This is a genomic window from Arthrobacter cryoconiti (assembly GCF_020905375.1).
Classification (GTDB): domain Bacteria; phylum Actinomycetota; class Actinomycetes; order Actinomycetales; family Micrococcaceae; genus Specibacter; species Specibacter cryoconiti.
The window spans coordinates 19,838-36,096 of record NZ_JAJJBU010000015.1; the positions used below are offsets into that span (position 1 = coordinate 19,838).

Annotated in this window: 15 protein-coding genes; 4 read left to right on the top strand and 11 right to left on the bottom strand. The window is 59.3% G+C overall.

Features of this window, described 5'->3' with window-relative positions:
* Positions 1–148: 148 nt before the first annotated feature.
* The 6 genes from LOH53_RS08620 to LOH53_RS08645 all read right to left on the bottom strand — a co-directional run bounded on the left by LOH53_RS08620 (position 149) and on the right by LOH53_RS08645 (position 5,297).
* Positions 149–1,327 carry a sulfate/molybdate ABC transporter ATP-binding protein gene (locus LOH53_RS08620; protein WP_230067337.1) on the bottom strand — a complete coding sequence of 393 codons (1,179 nt, stop codon included), beginning with the start codon at positions 1,325–1,327 and terminating at the stop codon, positions 149–151.
* Positions 1,317–2,162 carry an ABC transporter permease gene (locus LOH53_RS08625; protein WP_230067338.1) on the bottom strand — a complete coding sequence of 282 codons (846 nt, stop codon included), beginning with the start codon at positions 2,160–2,162 and terminating at the stop codon, positions 1,317–1,319. Before LOH53_RS08625 ends, LOH53_RS08620 begins: the two co-directional genes overlap by 11 nt.
* Complete coding sequence (gene modA / locus LOH53_RS08630; protein ID WP_268251055.1) at positions 2,149–2,958, bottom strand: molybdate ABC transporter substrate-binding protein; 810 nt, start codon at positions 2,956–2,958, stop codon at positions 2,149–2,151. Before modA ends, LOH53_RS08625 begins: the two co-directional genes overlap by 14 nt.
* 2 nt (positions 2,959–2,960) lie before the next feature.
* On the bottom strand, positions 2,961–3,371 hold the full coding sequence (locus LOH53_RS08635) for a TOBE domain-containing protein (protein ID WP_230067340.1): 411 nt from the start codon (positions 3,369–3,371) through the stop codon (positions 2,961–2,963).
* A gap of 79 nt (positions 3,372–3,450) precedes the next feature.
* Positions 3,451–4,422, bottom strand: coding sequence for an aldo/keto reductase (locus LOH53_RS08640; RefSeq protein ID WP_230067341.1), 972 nt, complete (start codon positions 4,420–4,422; stop codon positions 3,451–3,453).
* Complete coding sequence (locus LOH53_RS08645; protein ID WP_230067342.1) at positions 4,419–5,297, bottom strand: helix-turn-helix transcriptional regulator; 879 nt, start codon at positions 5,295–5,297, stop codon at positions 4,419–4,421. Before LOH53_RS08645 ends, LOH53_RS08640 begins: the two co-directional genes overlap by 4 nt.
* A gap of 186 nt (positions 5,298–5,483) precedes the next feature.
* Between LOH53_RS08645 and LOH53_RS08650 the strand changes: the two genes are divergently transcribed.
* On the top strand, positions 5,484–6,341 hold the full coding sequence (locus LOH53_RS08650) for an aldo/keto reductase (RefSeq protein WP_230067343.1): 858 nt from the start codon (positions 5,484–5,486) through the stop codon (positions 6,339–6,341).
* Between the two features lie 115 nt (positions 6,342–6,456).
* Here LOH53_RS08650 and LOH53_RS08655 read toward each other — a convergent pair whose 3' ends face one another.
* Together LOH53_RS08655 and LOH53_RS08660 are read right to left on the bottom strand one after the other, a co-directional pair.
* A complete protein-coding gene (locus tag LOH53_RS08655) occupies positions 6,457–7,236 on the bottom strand; it encodes a PspA/IM30 family protein (RefSeq protein WP_230067344.1) in 780 nt (259 codons plus the stop codon).
* Between the two features lie 116 nt (positions 7,237–7,352).
* Complete coding sequence (locus LOH53_RS08660; RefSeq protein WP_230067345.1) at positions 7,353–9,485, bottom strand: TPM domain-containing protein; 2,133 nt, start codon at positions 9,483–9,485, stop codon at positions 7,353–7,355.
* A gap of 257 nt (positions 9,486–9,742) precedes the next feature.
* Between LOH53_RS08660 and LOH53_RS08665 the strand changes: the two genes are divergently transcribed.
* From LOH53_RS08665 to LOH53_RS08675, 3 genes are all read left to right on the top strand, one after another.
* Positions 9,743–11,629 (top strand): S1C family serine protease, encoded by a 1,887-nt coding sequence (locus LOH53_RS08665; protein WP_230067346.1) that lies wholly within the window; start codon positions 9,743–9,745, stop codon positions 11,627–11,629.
* A gap of 355 nt (positions 11,630–11,984) precedes the next feature.
* Positions 11,985–12,809, top strand: a complete 825-nt coding sequence (locus LOH53_RS08670) for an electron transfer flavoprotein subunit beta/FixA family protein (RefSeq protein ID WP_230067347.1) — start codon at positions 11,985–11,987, stop codon at positions 12,807–12,809.
* 9 nt (positions 12,810–12,818) lie between these two features.
* Complete coding sequence (locus LOH53_RS08675) at positions 12,819–13,787, top strand: electron transfer flavoprotein subunit alpha/FixB family protein (protein ID WP_230067348.1); 969 nt, start codon at positions 12,819–12,821, stop codon at positions 13,785–13,787.
* Between the two features lie 93 nt (positions 13,788–13,880).
* Here LOH53_RS08675 and LOH53_RS08680 read toward each other — a convergent pair whose 3' ends face one another.
* The 3 genes from LOH53_RS08680 to LOH53_RS08690 form a co-directional block, all read right to left on the bottom strand.
* On the bottom strand, positions 13,881–14,684 hold the full coding sequence (locus LOH53_RS08680) for a class I SAM-dependent methyltransferase (RefSeq protein WP_230067349.1): 804 nt from the start codon (positions 14,682–14,684) through the stop codon (positions 13,881–13,883).
* A 79-nt stretch (positions 14,685–14,763) separates the two neighbouring features.
* On the bottom strand, positions 14,764–15,237 hold the full coding sequence (locus LOH53_RS08685) for a tRNA (cytidine(34)-2'-O)-methyltransferase (RefSeq protein ID WP_230067350.1): 474 nt from the start codon (positions 15,235–15,237) through the stop codon (positions 14,764–14,766).
* A 17-nt stretch (positions 15,238–15,254) separates the two neighbouring features.
* On the bottom strand, positions 15,255–16,238 hold the full coding sequence (locus LOH53_RS08690) for a J domain-containing protein (RefSeq protein WP_230067351.1): 984 nt from the start codon (positions 16,236–16,238) through the stop codon (positions 15,255–15,257).
* Positions 16,239–16,259: the final 21 nt, after the last annotated feature.

The window sequence follows — 16,259 nt, forward strand, 5'->3', positions numbered from 1 at the left end:
GGGTTAGTCATGATTCTCATAATATTGCCGACGGGATCAGGAAATGAATATGTTGCGAATCCGCCCCCACGATTCTTGAGGGACTGACGTCCCTGCGCCGGTTGATTCATCCGGGACCCGGTAGCTCCGGTAACTCCCCTCACCCGGATTACGCCGGGTAGATGGCGACCTCGGCGGCCTTGACCACAAAGAACACCGCGGAACCGGGCACTAGGCCAAGCTCTGCCATGGCGGCGGGAGAAATATCTGCCGATAACCGTCCCGCCCGGACTCGAATATGATCCCCATGCGGTTCCAGCTCAGTCACCGTCACGGCAAAACAATTCCTCGGACTTCCTTGCGGACGTTCTAGGAACACAGAAACAGCTGACGGCGCGAATGCAGCAACGGCCATCGAACCGTCAGCAGAAGCGAGCGGTAGCTCCGATGTCCTGCTCGTCGCCGGAGACTCCGAGCCAAGAGTGGCCAGGAACTCCGCCCCCTGCGACGTCGCCAAGCGCCCCACCACGGCTCCGGCATCAGGGGTCTGGACGCTTGTACCCTCCAGCGCTCCCGAAAGAACATTCAGCCCAGCCAAAGACGCCGCAAAAGGACTGCGTGGATGGGCCAGTACCGCGGCGGTGGGGCCCTGTTCGATGATGCGTCCCTGCTCCATGATGATGATCCGGTCTGCAAGCATGAGGGCATCGAGGACATCATGGGTGACGATGATGGCACACCTGTGCTCCAGGACTCGTTTGAGGAGGCTGCGCAGGAACGGTGCGGTGTTGACGTCCAACGCTGCCATGGGTTCGTCCAGCAATAACAACTCGGGTTCTGTGGCGAGCGCCCGGGCCAATGCCACGCGCTGAGCCTGTCCACCTGAGAGCTGAGCCGGTTTGCGCACGGAAAGTTCGACTGCGTCCACCTCGCCGAGCCACTTTTGCGCGGACTCCATGGCGGCGCGTTTTCCGCGACCTTGGCTTCGCGGACCGAAGGCCACGTTTTCCGCAACGCTCAGATGGGGAAAAAGCAGCGGGTCCTGGGCGAGCAAACCGATGCCGCGCTCATGAGGAGACAGCCAGCTGCTGGCTGCGCTGGCTGTGCGAGCCGAGTGAGTCGTACCGCTCGAGCTGCAGTCTGCGCTAGCCGGACCGACGCGAAACAGGACGCGATCTCCCAAGGTCGCCTGGCCGGCGTCGGGCTTCAAAAGCCCGGAGAGAATCTGGATAAGGGAGGACTTGCCAGCACCGTTGGGGCCCATGATAGCGACGGTTTCGACGGGACCCACACTGATCGTGGCGTTGAGGTTGCGCTCTGCAAGAACGGCATGAAAATCAAGACTCATGTATGCCCTCCGGAACAACAATGGCGCGCGGGCGGTGCGCAGGGGCCCTGTAGGTCAGGCCCACCACAAGCACAGCAACGGCAATGAGCACGAAGGAGAGAGCGACGGCGGCATCAGGATCCGTCTCGCGCTGGAGGTAGATTTCCAAGGGAAGAGTCCGGGTGACACCCTGCAAGCTGCCGGCGAATGTGAGTGTGGCGCCAAATTCGCCAAGGCTCCGAGCGAAGGCAAGCACGGCGCCAGAGACTAAGCCCGGAAGGACTAGAGGGAGGGTGATTCGGCGCATGACGGTGGAGGGACGGGCGCCAAGGGTGGCAGCAACGGCCTCATACCGTTGGCCCGCTGTGCGCAGGGTGCCTTCAAGGCTGAGGACCAAAAATGGTAGGGCCACGAACGACTGCGCCATGATGACAGCAGTGGTGGAAAATGCAATGTTGATGCCGGCAATGCTCAGTGATTTACCGATGAGTCCTTCGCGCCCAAACGTGTAGAGCAGTGCCAGGCCTCCCACCACTGGTGGCACTACTAGCGGCAGGAGGATTAGTGCCCTTAAAACGCGCTGCCCGGCGAACTGGGCCCGGGCCAGCACCAGCGCCAGCGGAACCCCCAAGATCACACACACGACGGTGCTGGAGGCCGCCGTCTTCAAGCTTAAGAGAAGTGCGTCCAGCGACGCACTAGACGTGACCAGGGCCAGGAACTGCGACCAGTTGACGCGCGCCACCATGCCCACGAGCGGGACCAGGATGAACAAGGTACCAAGGACAGCAAACACATAGATCCAACGGGGAACTGCCTGGTATTCCCAACGGCCAGGCCGTCTAAGGAGTACCAAAACCTGCCTCCTGGAGAATTTTCTGGCCTTGGGCTGCGGTGACCAGAGCGATGAAAGCCTTCGCCAGCTCTTGCTTTTTGGAGGAGGAAACGGCAACGATCGGATACTTATTGACGGTGGGCTTGTCCAGGCCCAGCGGGATCGCTTTGACCTTGGCTCCCGCCCCCGTGGCGTCAGTGACGTAAACCAAGCCGGCGTCCGCCTCACCGGAAGTCACCTTGCCTAGCACACTCGTCACGTTCAGTTCTTCGCTGACAGCCTTGATGGACAGCCCCGCGGTGGCTTCGTCGGTTTTGGCTGCTGCCCCGCAAGGAACCTGTGCCGCGCACACCACGACCTTGACCCCGGGTTTGGCCAGATCGGCGAAGCTGGTGATGTTGGCGGGGTTATTGGGTGGCACGACGACCGTGAGGATGTTTGTCGCAAAGATCTCGGGCGTACCCTGCGCCATGTTGGCCGTGGTGAGCTTGTTCATGTTCGCCTCATCAGCGGAGGCAAAGACATCGGCAGGAGCGCCTTGGGTTATTTGGGTGACCAGCGTGGAAGAACCGTCAAAGTTCAACGAGATCTTTGCCTGAGGATTGGCGGCCTGGAACTCCTTAGCAAGCTCCGTGAACGTGGATTTGAGAGATGCTGCGGCAAATACGTTGAGTGTTCCAGAAAGCGAGGAGGCTCCCTCAGATGTATTTGGGGTGCTGCTTTCCGCAGTCCCACCGGGGTTCGCACCAGGGGAACATGCAGCCAGTGAGGCGGTGAGCATGAGCGCAGCAACTATGGCGACGGACTTACGAAACATACTCACAGTGTTTTGCTCCCCTGGGGTACTTCGATGATCACATTAGTGGACTTGACGACGGCCGTGGCGACGGATCCCGGTTCCAGTCCAAGGTCCCGGACTGCTTCGCTACTCATCAGTGAAACCACTCGGAAGGGGCCGCACTGCATTTCAACCTGGGCCATGACTGTGTCCATCACAACGGTGGTGACAAGTCCGACAAAGCGGTTGCGGGCGGAACTGCCGACATTCGTGGGGTCATCGGGTAGTTGCGACTGTGACTTGGCAAGGGCCGCCAAATCCATGCCGTCAATGACGATGCGGCCGTTAGCTTCTTTGTGCCCTTTGAGCGTCCCGTTATCAAGCCAGCGGCGAACGGTGTCATCACTGACGCCAAGAAAACGGGCTGCTTCAGATACTCGAATAAGGGTCATACACGGAGTCTATATCCTCAAATACGGATCTTCTGTGCTTTTCCATCCGCAAAAGGGTATAGATCGACGTTACAACTGCTCACCAAGCATAATCTTCCGGGGCTGTTTTTGGCCCAGGGAAGATTTCATCCAACCGTGCCAATTCCGCGGCCGCAAGGGAAACATCCAAGGCGCGTAGCCCGGCAGTGAGTTGATCAGCCGTCCGCGGACCAATGATAGGGGCGGTGACGGCCGGTTGATGCAAGAGCCAGGCCAGCGCCACATCGGCCGGGGGATGGCCCAACTCCGCCGCTAAGGATTCAAACGCGGCGATCTTCTCTCGCGACTCTTCCAACGCCTGGGCGGCGCGCCCCGCTAACCTGCGTACGCCGTCGTGCTCCTTCGTCAGCACACCGCCTAGCAGGCCCCCATGCAGGGGAGACCAGGGCAGAATACCCAGCCCGTAATGGGTAGCGGCCGGGATCACTTCACGTTCCACGCTGCGTTGGAGGAGGTTGTAGATGGACTGCTCGCTGACCAACCCCGTGACGGGGCGGCGCGCGGCGGCCTCCGCAGCCGCAGCAATGTGCCAGCCGGCAAAGTTCGAACTGCCTGTATATACGATCTTTCCCTGTTGGATTGCCGTGTCGACAGCCTGCCAGATCTCATCCCACGGTGTATCCCGATCCACATGATGGAACTGATAGAGGTCAATGTGATCGGTTTGCAAGCGTTTGAGACTCGCATCCAGAGCCAGACGTATATTGAGTGCGGACAATTTGGAGTCATTGGGCCAATCCGTCATATTCCCATAGACCTTGGTGGCCAGCACTGTCCGTTCCCGCCGTCCGCCACCCTTGGCAATCCACCGGCCGACGATCTCCTCGGTCCAACCCCGGTGTTCAGGGCCACCGTAGACATTCGCGGTGTCGAAGAAGTTCAGCCCAGCCTCATGGGCCTGGTCCATGATCCGGTGGGCAACCGCTTCCTCTGTGTGCGGACCGAAGTTCATGGTGCCTAGGCAAAGACGGGAAACGTTCAGCCCACTGCGGCCCAAATGTGTGTATTTCATGGAGCTGTTCCCTCCAAGGGCTGGCTGAGGTGCCCGGTGCGTGGTTTTTCTCCCTCGGAGCAGGTGGTGAGTAGCCTGAGGGCATCCGCGGACGGCGAGTTCCGCTTGGCCGAGTAGATGCGCAGGCTTTGCTCGGGATCATCGGGCATGATCAGGTGCACAAAATCGACCTCAAGGTCTCCCACTAAACCGTGGTGCAGTTTCACTGTTCCGGAGGACTTCTGCCCCACTGTGTGCCGAGCCCACCACTGTCGAAAATCTTCGCTGTGGACGGCAAGTTCGCCCACTAACGCGGAGACCTCAGGGTCCCGCGGATGGCGCCCCACGTCTGCGCGCAGTTCGGCGACAGCGTCGGAGGCGGCACCATGCCAGTCCCGGAACAGGACCCGTGCTGCGGGGTCGAGCATGATCCAGCGCGTGTAGTTACGCTGCTCGCGGGGAAGCGCGCAAAGGTCGGTGAATAGCAGCCGTGCCGTGCGGTTGCTGGCCAGTACGTCTGTGCGACGTCCCAGCACGACGGCGGGTACCTCGCCAACCGCCTCAAGGAGTGCCAGCAGAGATGTTTGGACCCGTTGGGTGGAATTCGGCTCCACCGCTTGCCCGCCGCAATTCTCTAGAAGATCAAACATATGGGCGGATTCGGCATCGTTGAGTTCCAGGGCGCGGGCTACAGAGGAGAGTACTGAGCGTGAGGGATGGATGTTGCGGCCCTGTTCTAGCCGGGTGTAATAATCGGTCGAGACATCGGCTAGCCTAGCCACTTCTTCGCGGCGCAGGCCAGGGACGCGCCTAGCGCTGAACGTGACACCGGGATCAGGCTGCAGGCGGGCCCGCATGGCCTTAAGGAACTTGCCGAACTCTATGCTTTGACCCATGTCACCATTGTGCCCTTAATTGTGCCCTTACTTGTGTGCCTGGCACATCCCTTTGGGTTGGTTTGGGTAGGACTGTCAAACCTAGGATGAATCCGCACATGGTCCTTTGATGCATTGATCAGCTGATCGTCCTAGGCTGGAGGAAACCGTTGTCTACAGTGGATATCACAAGAGGAATGAATCAACATGACTGAAGAATCCCAGACCGGTCCGAATGTGGCCGTTCCTGACTTGACGCTCAATAACGGCGTCACCATCCCGCAACTTGGCTTTGGGGTATTCCAGATCCCGCCGGAAGAGACCCGAGTAGCGGTGGCTGAGGCACTGGCTACCGGATACCGCCATATTGATACTGCCGCGGCTTACCGCAATGAATCTGGAGTGGGCAAGGCCATCGCTGAATCAGGGCTGGCACGCGAGGATATTTTTATCACCACCAAGCTTCGCAACGGCGAGCAGAATAATCCCAGAGCAGCGTTTGAGGCCAGCCGTAAGGCACTGGGAGTTGACTGGATCGATCTCTACCTCATCCATTGGCCCGTACCTTCGCAAGCTTTGTACATACAGGCGTGGAAGGAACTTGAACTGATGTACGCGCAGGGGCTGGTCCGTGCAATCGGCGTCTCCAACTTCCTGCCGGAGCATCTTGACGAGTTGCTCGCTAACTCCACGATCGTCCCCGCCGTAAATCAAATCGAGGCACACCCGAGCTTCCAACAGGCGGCTCTAGCGCAGAAGAGCCGCGACCTGGGGATGGCGGTGGAGGCATACAGCCCATTGGGTCAGGGCAAGGACCTCTCCGGCGAAGTCGTAAACGAATTGGCGCAAAAATATAATGCGACCCCGGCACAAATCGTTTTGGCCTGGCATTTGGGCTTGGGCAACATCGTGATTCCGAAGTCAGTGACACCTGAACGCATTCGCGAGAATCTGGCAGCTACGGCTATCAGTCTCACTGCTGAGGAGCTGGAGAAGATTTCGGCTTTGGAAACAGGGGAACGTCTGGGCGCAGATCCGGCCGTGGCGGCATTCACGCAGATGTAACGTGCAGGGGCTGAGAGCTGACCGTTCACAGCAAACGAAAAGGCAGCTCAGTATTCGCTGAGCTGCCTTTTCGCTGTCAGTGCGCAATATGGTGGTGGGCTAAGCCCTGAAAACCCTAGAGTTTGTCGAAGTCAGCTTCGTCGACTGTGTCTTCGGACTGCTCAATCGCTGCCGGGGCAGAGGTTCCGCCAGACTTCAACGCGGCTAGGCGGGCTTCAATCTCGGTCTGCTCGCCCAGATCTTCAAGGCTGTTGAACTGTGCATCCAAGCTGGATGCGGCAAGTTCGTTCTGGCCGCGAACCTTTGCCTCTTCGCGGCGAATCTTGTCCTCGAAACGGCTGACCTCGCTGGTGGGGTCCATGATGTCGATGCTCTTGAGTGCATCGTTGACCTGAAGCTGTGCGTCCGCAGTCTTGGACCGAGCAATGAGTTCATTGCGCTTGCTGGCCAGTTCGGTTAGCTTGCCCTGCATCTGCGTCAGGCCAACCTTTAGTTTGCCAACGACGTCGGTCTGGGCAGCAATGGTCGGCTCGGCCGAACGGGCCTCATTCTCCGAGGAGATTTGGCGCTGCAGAGCAACCTTGGCCAAGTTGTCGAATTTCTGGGCGTCGGCGGCATTGCCTGCTGAACGGAATTCGTCGGCCTTACGGCTCGCTGCCAACGCCTTGGAGCCCCAGTCCTGCGCGGCCTTGATGTCCTCGTTGTAATCGTCTTCGAGCATGCGCAAGTTGCCAATGGTCTGGGCTACCGCACCCTCGGCCTCGGAGATGTTCGCCTTGTAGTCACGAACCATCTGGTCCAACATTTTTTGCGGGTCCTCGGCTTGGTCCAACAAAGCATTGACATTGGCTTTGGCCAGCTGTGCGATTCGGCCGAAAATTGATTGCTTTACCATTGATTTCCCCTTATTTTTATTCTTGAACATCATCCATACTCGGTCTTGTGGTTGGTGTTGGCAGGACTAATTCGTATGAGTCTAACGACTTGTGAAACGTGAATGGGCGCCAGAGGCTAAAAGTTTCCTCCACTCCCGCCGAAACCGCCGCCACCGCCGCCTCCTCCGAAACCGCCGCCACCGCCACCGCCGCCTCCCCCGCCAAAGCCGCCGCCACCTCCGAAGCCGCCGCCCCCGCCTCCGGAGAGCAATCCGCCAATGATGCCACCGAGGATAGCGCCGCCCATACCGTTCATGGCGCCACCACGGTTGCCGTAGCCTCCGCCAAAGCCGCCGCCGTTGAAATGGTCAACGTCCGTCTGAGCATATTGGATGGCTTCCTGGGCCAGAGACTGTGCTTGTTGGGAGTAGACGAGTGCGTTGCTCGGGTCTGAGTCGGCGATTGAGACGGCGTAGTCGAGATTACGCTGGGCCTCGGAAAGGCGGGTACGGGCTTGCGAACCAACCCCTCCACGGCGAGCCAGAATAAAGTCATTGGCTGCTGAAATGTGCGCCTGAGCGCCAGCGATACTTTGCGACAGGGCCGCCTGAGCGCGCAGCGCCTGTTGCTGCTGGTCGCGGATGCCAGTCAATAGGTCATCCAATTGCCCATGTGCGCTCTGAACGGCGCCCAACAAAGCTACTGGGTCGTCCTTGCCCTCAGGCGCCTTCTGTGAGGCGTTGGCCAAGACGGTTGCGGCTGCGGCAACAGTTGGTTCGTAGCGGGAAAATTCTGGCGATGCCACCATGGATTTGGCCCGTTGCAGATCCGTCAGTGCTTCTGGCAATGCTGTTACCAGTGTTGCTGCTGCGTCGTTGATGGCTTGCTCGGTCTTGGCAATTGCTGCCAACAGGACGCCGCATTGGAGCAGGGCTTCTTCGGCGGCTTTGACGGAAAGTGCGGCATTGGCGGTGTCGCCATCGGCGAGTCTGGCATCCGCGTCGCCGGCGGCACTGTCGACGAAGGCTAAACGCTCGCTCGCTTGCTGGACGTTGTCCCGCACGGTGGACAGCGCCGAATCGGCATACTTGTCAGCCAACACGTTCAGGGTTTGTTCGGCAGCGGCCACCGATGAGGCTGAATTTGCGGCATCCACGCGGATTTTGGCCAATACCTGCGGCGCCGTGCGTTCCAGCTCCCGAAGTTCGTCAAAAGACTTCTTTTCGGCGTCAAGTGCGGCGTTGGCATCTTCGCTGCGCTTGATAATTTCACCGAGCCATTGACGCTGCTCATCCAAGGTGTCTGGGATTTCATCGTCAAGTTGTTGCTGGAGTTTAAAAGACTCACTGAGGTGCAGTTTGGCCGCTTCCAGGGCCTCTTGATACGGCTTGATGGCGGCGTCGCCGTAGGATGCCTGAGCGAACCCGATGTCATGTTCACTGTTCTTAATTGCATCGTCAGCAGCGATAAGTAAGGATCCCGCCTGGGACCGGAGTTCTTCGACGGTCTTTCCCGCATTGGCGTCCAATGGCTCACCATCATTTCCGTAGCCCTTGGCTTTGGCATCTGCGAGGCCCTTTTTGCGCTTGCTGCGAATGGCAAGGGCCGTCCCGGCACCACCCAGTACGACGACGCCGCCGATTCCCAGCGCTACTAACCCGCCGGTGGGGTTGGGAACGGTGCCGGATCCTCCGCCTGCCGCGTCACCGAGTGCTGCTGCTCCGTCGATGGCGGCCTGTGCCCAGTTCTTTTGGGCGAGCTGGGGCTTGATTGCCTTGTTTTGGATGGTCTGGTTTTTCGTCGCTGGGATCACGGAGGTGTCAGCCAAAAGGGCGTACTTGGAATCCGAAACGGCAACCACGAGGAGCGCGTCGTTAGCACCAAGCTGCTTCGAGTTAGCCACTTGCGTGCCCCAGGCTAGCCCGGTTTGGCCGTCGAAGGAATCGACGAAGACGACGAAGTACGTTAGACCGTGATCCTTCGCCAGCTTGTCAATGGCGGCTTGGACCTCAGCCTTCCTATTACCGAGAACATTGGCGTTGTCAACGATGTAGGTTCCCCCCGGGATGCTCACGGGGGGTTCTGAGTGCGCGAATGAGGGGAGATTCGCTGAGGTGGCCCGCACGGTTGACGATTCACTGATTCCAGCACCGACTCCAGTATCGGCAGGGCCGCTGGCGGCCTGCGCCATTGCCGTAGGGAAAACCGTGAGAGCCGCTAAACCCAGAACAGTTAGAAGTTGGGAAGATAGCTTTATTCTTCTGAACATCGTTCACCCTTGTGTGCAGACAGTAGCGGGACGTTTTATGCTTCGACTTAGATTCTAGAGGGGCAGCCTTGTGGACGGCCATGAATTACGCCCTCGGCGTGGACACAATCGACACCGGAAGTAGGGAAAAGAAGAGATAATGGCAAGGAGAGCTTCACAGCAGCCTTCCAGCAAACGTTCGTAAATGTATCAGCCGCGAGGGTCATGATGGATATCAATAAGGGTTCATCAAGAATTTTTTCAATGAAGGGAACATCATGTCCGAGAACATTGGTGGGGGCGGCAACAACAATGCGGACTTCCCCGCGAACAAGCCCGAGGATCACGAATCGCCAGAGCACGCTGGCGAGCAGGCGACCGTAGAGCACGCTGGCGAACAGATACATGGAGAGCAGGCGCCGGCAGAGCAAGGACGGCCCGATTCGCAGGCGCCCGCAGAGCAAGGACGTCCCGTTGCGCAGGATGCGAACGCAACTGAACGAATCGCACCCTTCAATTCCACGCAACCCATTCCTTCCGAGGCCCAGCACGCACAACAGCCTTACGCAGCAGCACCTCAGCACCCAACAGCCCAGAACTCCACGTCCGAGCAACCAACAGCACAGCACCCAGCACCTCAGCAACCAACAGCACAGCGGTGGCAAGCGCCGGGCCAACACGTGCAGCCGCCGCAAACACAGCAAACACTTCAAACACCGCAGCCATACCAGCAGCCGGGCCAGCCTGGGGCAGGTAATCACTCTGGCGCAAATCCGACGGCACCCATGGCACCGGCAACTCCTGCACCGGTCTATGGCCAAAACTACGCTCATGTGCCCGACCAGGGGCAAGGCCAGCACAATGGTGGCACGCACGCAGATGCCGGGTATCCGGCGTCGAACTCCTACCCGCACACCCTGGCTCCAGCAGTCACCGCCCGGCCCAAGGACCGCAAAAAAGTTGGTCTAGGTCTCTTTAGCGCCAGCGTCGTTGCCGCGGCCTTGATCGGTGGCTTGGCAGCGGGAGGGGTTTCCGTGCTCCTGGGCTCACAAAATACGGGTACTGCCTCATCGTCCAGCCAACCGGCCGCGCCGCTCGTCATCAATAACACGGCGTCAGTGAATCAGGTCTCCGCCGCCGCGGCGAAGGCCATGCCGTCAGTGGTGACGATTTCCGCTACGAGTGGAAGCTCCGGCGGAACCGGCTCGGGAATCATTTTGGACACGGAAGGGCACATCCTCACCAACACCCACGTGGTAACTCTTGACGGGGCTGCCGCACATGCCACGATCCAAGTGCAGACAAGTGATGGCAAGGTATTCGCCGGCTCCGTGGTCGGCACAGATCCGCTGTCCGACTTGGCGATCGTGAAGATCGATGCGCCAAACTTGGTGCCAGCGACCCTAGGGGACTCCAGCAAAACGAATGTCGGAGACACCGTCATTGCCATTGGTTCTCCGCTGGGCCTCAACGCCACGGTTACCGAGGGCATCATCTCCACGCTGAACCGCACTATCCAAGTGGCCTCCTCGGCCGTGCCTTCCACCCCGAGCGATACAGCGCCGGATCAAAACGGTGGGAACGGTTTCCAGTTCTCCCCTCCCGGTGGCGGGCAGAGCAATCCCAGTGCGGCGACAGGCAGCGTCAACCTTAACGTCATTCAGACGGATGCCGCCATCAACCCCGGTAACTCCGGTGGCGCCTTGGTGGACGCGCAAGGCAAGATCATTGGTGTGAACGTAGCCATCGCCTCGGCTGGCAGCTCGTCAGCTTCCGGCACCCAGAGCGGAAACATCGGTGTGGGCTTCTCCATCCCGATTGACCATGCCAAACGGATTGCGAACGATATCATCGCGAACGGCTCGGCGACTCACGGACAGCTAGGAGTCTCAGTCAGTGGCACCTCAGCTTTGGGTGCCAAGAGTCAGTTCTCTGCCGGAGCCACCGTAGCTGACGTGACAGCTGGCAGTGCTGCGGCTAAAGCCGGCTTGCAAAAGGGTGACATCATCACCGGCATGGCCGGGCTGCCGATCGCCGATGCATCGTCTTTGACGGCAGCTGTTCGCGAGCAGTCTGGTGGGGCCACCGTGAAGATGACATTTACCAGAGATGGCAAAACCATGGAAAAAGATGTCACTTTGGACACCATGCCGGCAGCCAAGTAGACGCTGGCTTTCCTCGCTGATGTAACAAGAAATTGATGTACTAGCGCGCAAGCGGACCGCCCTGGCATTCGTGCCATGGCCGGTCCGCTTCCGCGTTAACCTTGAAAATTTATCCTTAGAATTTGGGAGCCTTCGTGGAATTTCGTCAGAGGCTGAAACCTCGGTAGAAGAGTATGCATGACGTGGGCGAGCGTAGAGATGGCGCCAATGCGCCGTCGAAATTTCGCTTGAAGTAAACTTTCCGTCCTGTAATTCCGGTGTTGGCCTGGTAAGAACTAAGCTATAACTGGCAAGGCCAAGGGCGATCCCGCCAGAGAGCCCGGAGCATGGGCGTAGGACGGGAACGATTGCGCCCATGACTCAAAGGACAGTAGTGGAAAACGCAGCACTGAACATAGTGGTTCTGGTTAAATACGTCCCAGATACGCAATTCGACCGCCACCTCACCGGTGAAAATCACCGTCTGGACCGCAACGAGAGCATCCTTTCCGAACTGGACGAGTACGCACTAGAAGCTGCGCTGGCCATCACGGATGACCGCGGCGGCGCCAAAGCTGGCAATTTTGTTACGGCGCTTACCTTGGGCCCGGCGTCCGCCGTCGCTGCCGTGAAGAAATCCCTTCAGATCGGGGCCACATCCGGTGTGCACGTCAGCGACGAAGCTCTTGCTGGCTCCGATGCATGGAGTACGTCGCTGGCTCTCGCGGCGGCTGTCAGGACTTTGGGCCCTGTAGACCTGATTATCACCGGAATGTCTTCCACCGACGGGGAAACATCCCTTGTTCCGACTCAGCTTGCGGCCCGCCTAGGCTTGCCAGCGATCACTTTCGCCTCATCGCTTGAACTTGACGGCACCACGGTGACTGCCCGTCGGGACGGGGACGACGTCTCCGAAGACATACAAGCCACGCTGCCTGTACTGGTGTCCGTAACCGATCAAGCAAACGAACCGCGCTACCCCAATTTCAAGGGCATCCTCGCCGCGAAAAAGAAGAAAATTACTACGCTTTCCCTCGCCGATATTGGCTTGTCTGCTGACGCCGTCGGACACATCGGGTCCTTGACCCGGGTGGACTCCGCTGCGGAGCGCCCTGCCCGGACTGCAGGGACCATCATCACGGACGCAGGCGACGCCGGAATCCAACTTGTTGATTTCCTGGCCGCGCAGAAACTGATCTAAGGACCATCCATGACTGCAATTGTTGTATTTATTGACCAGATCAACGCATCCGGAACCCTTCACTCCACTTCCCAGCAACTGCTGACGCTAGCCCGCAGTGCCGGGGAAGCTGTTGTGGTCGTGGCGGGGCCTGTCAGTGAGGACCTGGCCGCTGAGTTGGGCGTCCACGGAGTCGCCCGTGTGCTGCACAGCGAACAGAGCGAGCTCGCAGACTTTTTGATCGCGCCGAAAGCCGATCTTGTGGCTCAAGTAGCTGCGTCCGTGTCCGCCTCGGCAGTTCTGCTCGAGAACAGTCCGGCGGGCAAGGAAATTGCCGCCCGCGTGGGCGTGGCCCTGAACGCGGGAGTGATCACGGACGCTGTGACTGTGGAGAACCAGGGTGGGGCGTTGCTAGCCCACAAATCGGTGTTAGCAGGTTCTTATATGGTCCAAGCGCAAGCCACCTCTGCCGTCACGGTCATCAGTGTTAAGTCACACAGTGTGGAAGCCAGGGCTGCAGCGCAGACAGTAGTGCCCGTCGTCGAGCGTATCGAGGTCACTTTTGGACCTGCAAGCCTGGGCGCGCGCATCATTAGGCGCACATCGCGCACCGCATCTGGCCGCCCAGAATTGGAAGATGCACGCATTGTGGTGGCCGGCGGTCGCGGCCTTGACGGCGACTTCGGTCCGGTGGAGGAACTGGCAGATGTCTTGGGTGCAGCTGTTGGTGCTTCCCGGGCAGCGACGGATGCAGGCTGGATTTCACACGCCGCGCAGGTGGGCCAGACGGGCAAGAAGGTCTCGCCGCAGCTGTATATCTCCGTTGGAATATCAGGTGCGATTCAGCAAAAAGCTGGAATGCAAACTTCCAAGGTGATTGTCGCGGTGAATAAGGACTCGGAATCGCCCGTCTTCGAGATTGCTGATTTTGGAATTGTGGGAGACCTGTTCAAGGTGCTGCCGCAAGCCGTGGAGGAAATTAAGCGTCGCCGCTCTTAGACCCACGACCAACTGACCCGCAATTGATGCTCAAAAATCGATCAAAATGACGATTTTTCAGCATCAATTGCGGGTCAGTTGGTTGCTAACAGCTTAGGCGGGGACGGAGCCAATGCCGATCAGTGCGTCCGAGTTCATTTCAACCTGTGGTCCCACGGAGTGAATGAACTCGCGGCGGACCCGAGCAATGGCTTCGGGGTCACGCGGAAGCAGTGTTCGCCAGCCACTTCCCATGACCAGATTCCAGGCCATGTCCGCATCCACGGAAAGTGTCAGCGGATGCGTGGAGATGGACACGTCTTCCAAGCCACGTTCGCCCAGCCATGCGGCGAGCAATGCAGGTGAGGCTACCTTGGCCATGTTCTGGTTGGGTAGCGGGACGACGTCGGCAAGACGTGGGCGCTCCTTGACCGCAGCGTCCCGGATGAGGCTCGCAAATGGTTCCAGTGCTCCCTCCACCCACGTGCTGGTGACCAGGCGGCCACCAGGACGAAGCAGGGACACCAGATGTTCCACGCCAGCTTCCATATCGGAAAAGAAAAACATGCTGTAGGAGCAGAGCACAGCATCAAAAATACGGTGACCACGCCACTGGGTGACGTCTGCCTCAGTCAAAGTGGTGTTGAGAATCCGGCGCTCACCCAAGTTGGCTGCTGCCATGCGCAGCAGCCCGGTGGAAAGGTCGACGCCGTCGACCGTCCCCGTGGGTCCGACGGCTAAGGCGGCGGGCACCGTGGCCGCGCCAGCCCCACAGCACGCATCCAGAACCTTTTCACCTGGCTGCAGGACGGCAGTTTCGGCGACATCGCGGCCCATGGGGTCCCAGAGTTTCTGTGCCCACGACTCGAACTGCAATGCTCCGTCGGTGAACGCCAGGCCAGGATCTCTTGCGGACATGCATGCCTCCAGTGGGTCAAAATGGGTAGGTCAAAATAGCTTGACAAATTTCCTTGGAAAAATGTAGCCCAAAAGGTGCTCAGGCTTGAATCTGGGCCCCAGCGAAGCCGTTTTGTCGCCATGCTTCATACACGGCGATCGAAGCAGAATTAGCAAGATTCAAGGAACGAAGCGCTGGCAGCATAGGCAAGCGGACCCGGGCAGTAACCTGTGGGCAGTGCTTGTCTTTCGCGGAAAGCCCCACTGACTCCCGGCCAAACATCAAGACGTCGCCGGGCTGGTAGGCGATGTCGGTGTAGCTACTTTCACCATCAGAGGTAAAAGCAAACACGCGCGTGGGAGCTAATGCCTCCCACGCAGCATCCAACGACTTGTGGATAGTGACTACCGCGAGATCGTGATAATCAAGTCCGGCGCGGCGGAGTTTGGCGTCGGAGAGGTCAAAGCCGAGGGGCTCCACCAGATGCAGCTGTGCACCCGTGATAGCCGCCAAGCGGATGGCGTTGCCTGTATTGCCTGGAATTTCTGGGGAAACAAATAAGATACGGAACACGGATTCAGCTTACCGTGTCAGTACATTCCCCCAAGCAGCCGGCTAAGCACCGATAAGTCAACAACATTAGGCAAGGGTCCGGAGGCTAGGAATTGTTTAACTTCACGGACAAAGCGGGCTGCGTTGGCGACGTTTACAAGGGCTGAACCGTCCGGTTCTCCGCCCCTGGTGTAATCGATGACGGGTTCAAAGAGGTTTCCGGTGCTACTGTGCACGCAGACCCAAGCGGTCACATTACATTCCGGGAACAGTTCCTGAAGCGCGCGCGCGGCGGGAATCAGCTGCGGGGGAGCGGCGACCTTGCTGCCGTGGACGAGTACAGTGCCGTCCCAACGGAAGGCGCCGGCGGGGACCAGCATGGACCCGACAAGCGCGATCCGGTAGCCGGAGATCAACACATGATCCAGATAGCCGTTCCCGCCGGGTGCGGTGAGTCCATTAATGAGCCGTGCCGCGGGGATGGAAGGCAGCACTTGTTGCATGATCAGCGATGCTGTCCGGGCTTCGCGAGCCAGCCGGGAGGACGCACCAAATACCCCGCGTTTACGGGGTGCCCCATGGACAGGCTGTGCGGCCATGGGGCGAGGAAGCAGCGGAACTGTGCCGTCCAGAGCCCCATAATCAGGCACATAGACGGCAGGCTCGCCTGCAAGGTTGCGTGATTGTGGGGACCGGTGGGTGGTGAAGGCGCTACCGGACGCGGCATCAGAGGATCCGAAGTCGTTCTCGCCAGCCCCGCTGCCGGCTCCGGGTGTGCCAGCATTCGTGGAGCTCGACGGCGTCGCGCTGGCAGCTCTGTAGGACCTGTCGTAGAGTTGCCGCTTGGCCGGGTTGCTAAGGACCTCATAGGCTTGCGTCACGACACGAAATTGTGCAGGATCACCGCCGTGGTCGGGGTGTGAATTACGGGCAGCCTTGCGGTAGGCAATCTTGATTTCGCGTTCTGTCGCAGTGCTAGGCAGGCCCAGGACCTGATAGTGCGTGGAGGAATGCTCGGCCACTGTGACCTTTCGATGTAGCGC

Bases quoted from the DNA above. Each gene is read 5' to 3' on its own strand.
- LOH53_RS08620 (WP_230067337.1), bottom strand. From the start codon at position 1,327: ATGAGTCTTGATTTTCATGCCGTTCTTGCAGAGCGCAACCTCAACGCC.
- modA (WP_268251055.1), bottom strand. From the start codon at position 2,958: ATGTTTCGTAAGTCCGTCGCCATAGTTGCTGCGCTCATGCTCACCGCC.
- LOH53_RS08635 (WP_230067340.1), bottom strand. From the start codon at position 3,371: ATGACCCTTATTCGAGTATCTGAAGCAGCCCGTTTTCTTGGCGTCAGT.
- LOH53_RS08640 (WP_230067341.1), bottom strand. From the start codon at position 4,422: ATGAAATACACACATTTGGGCCGCAGTGGGCTGAACGTTTCCCGTCTT.
- LOH53_RS08645 (WP_230067342.1), bottom strand. From the start codon at position 5,297: ATGGGTCAAAGCATAGAGTTCGGCAAGTTCCTTAAGGCCATGCGGGCC.
- LOH53_RS08650 (WP_230067343.1), top strand. From the start codon at position 5,484: ATGACTGAAGAATCCCAGACCGGTCCGAATGTGGCCGTTCCTGACTTG.
- LOH53_RS08655 (WP_230067344.1), bottom strand. From the start codon at position 7,236: ATGGTAAAGCAATCAATTTTCGGCCGAATCGCACAGCTGGCCAAAGCC.
- LOH53_RS08660 (WP_230067345.1), bottom strand. From the start codon at position 9,485: ATGTTCAGAAGAATAAAGCTATCTTCCCAACTTCTAACTGTTCTGGGT.
- LOH53_RS08665 (WP_230067346.1), top strand. From the start codon at position 9,743: ATGTCCGAGAACATTGGTGGGGGCGGCAACAACAATGCGGACTTCCCC.
- LOH53_RS08670 (WP_230067347.1), top strand. From the start codon at position 11,985: ATGACTCAAAGGACAGTAGTGGAAAACGCAGCACTGAACATAGTGGTT.
- LOH53_RS08675 (WP_230067348.1), top strand. From the start codon at position 12,819: ATGACTGCAATTGTTGTATTTATTGACCAGATCAACGCATCCGGAACC.
- LOH53_RS08680 (WP_230067349.1), bottom strand. From the start codon at position 14,684: ATGTCCGCAAGAGATCCTGGCCTGGCGTTCACCGACGGAGCATTGCAG.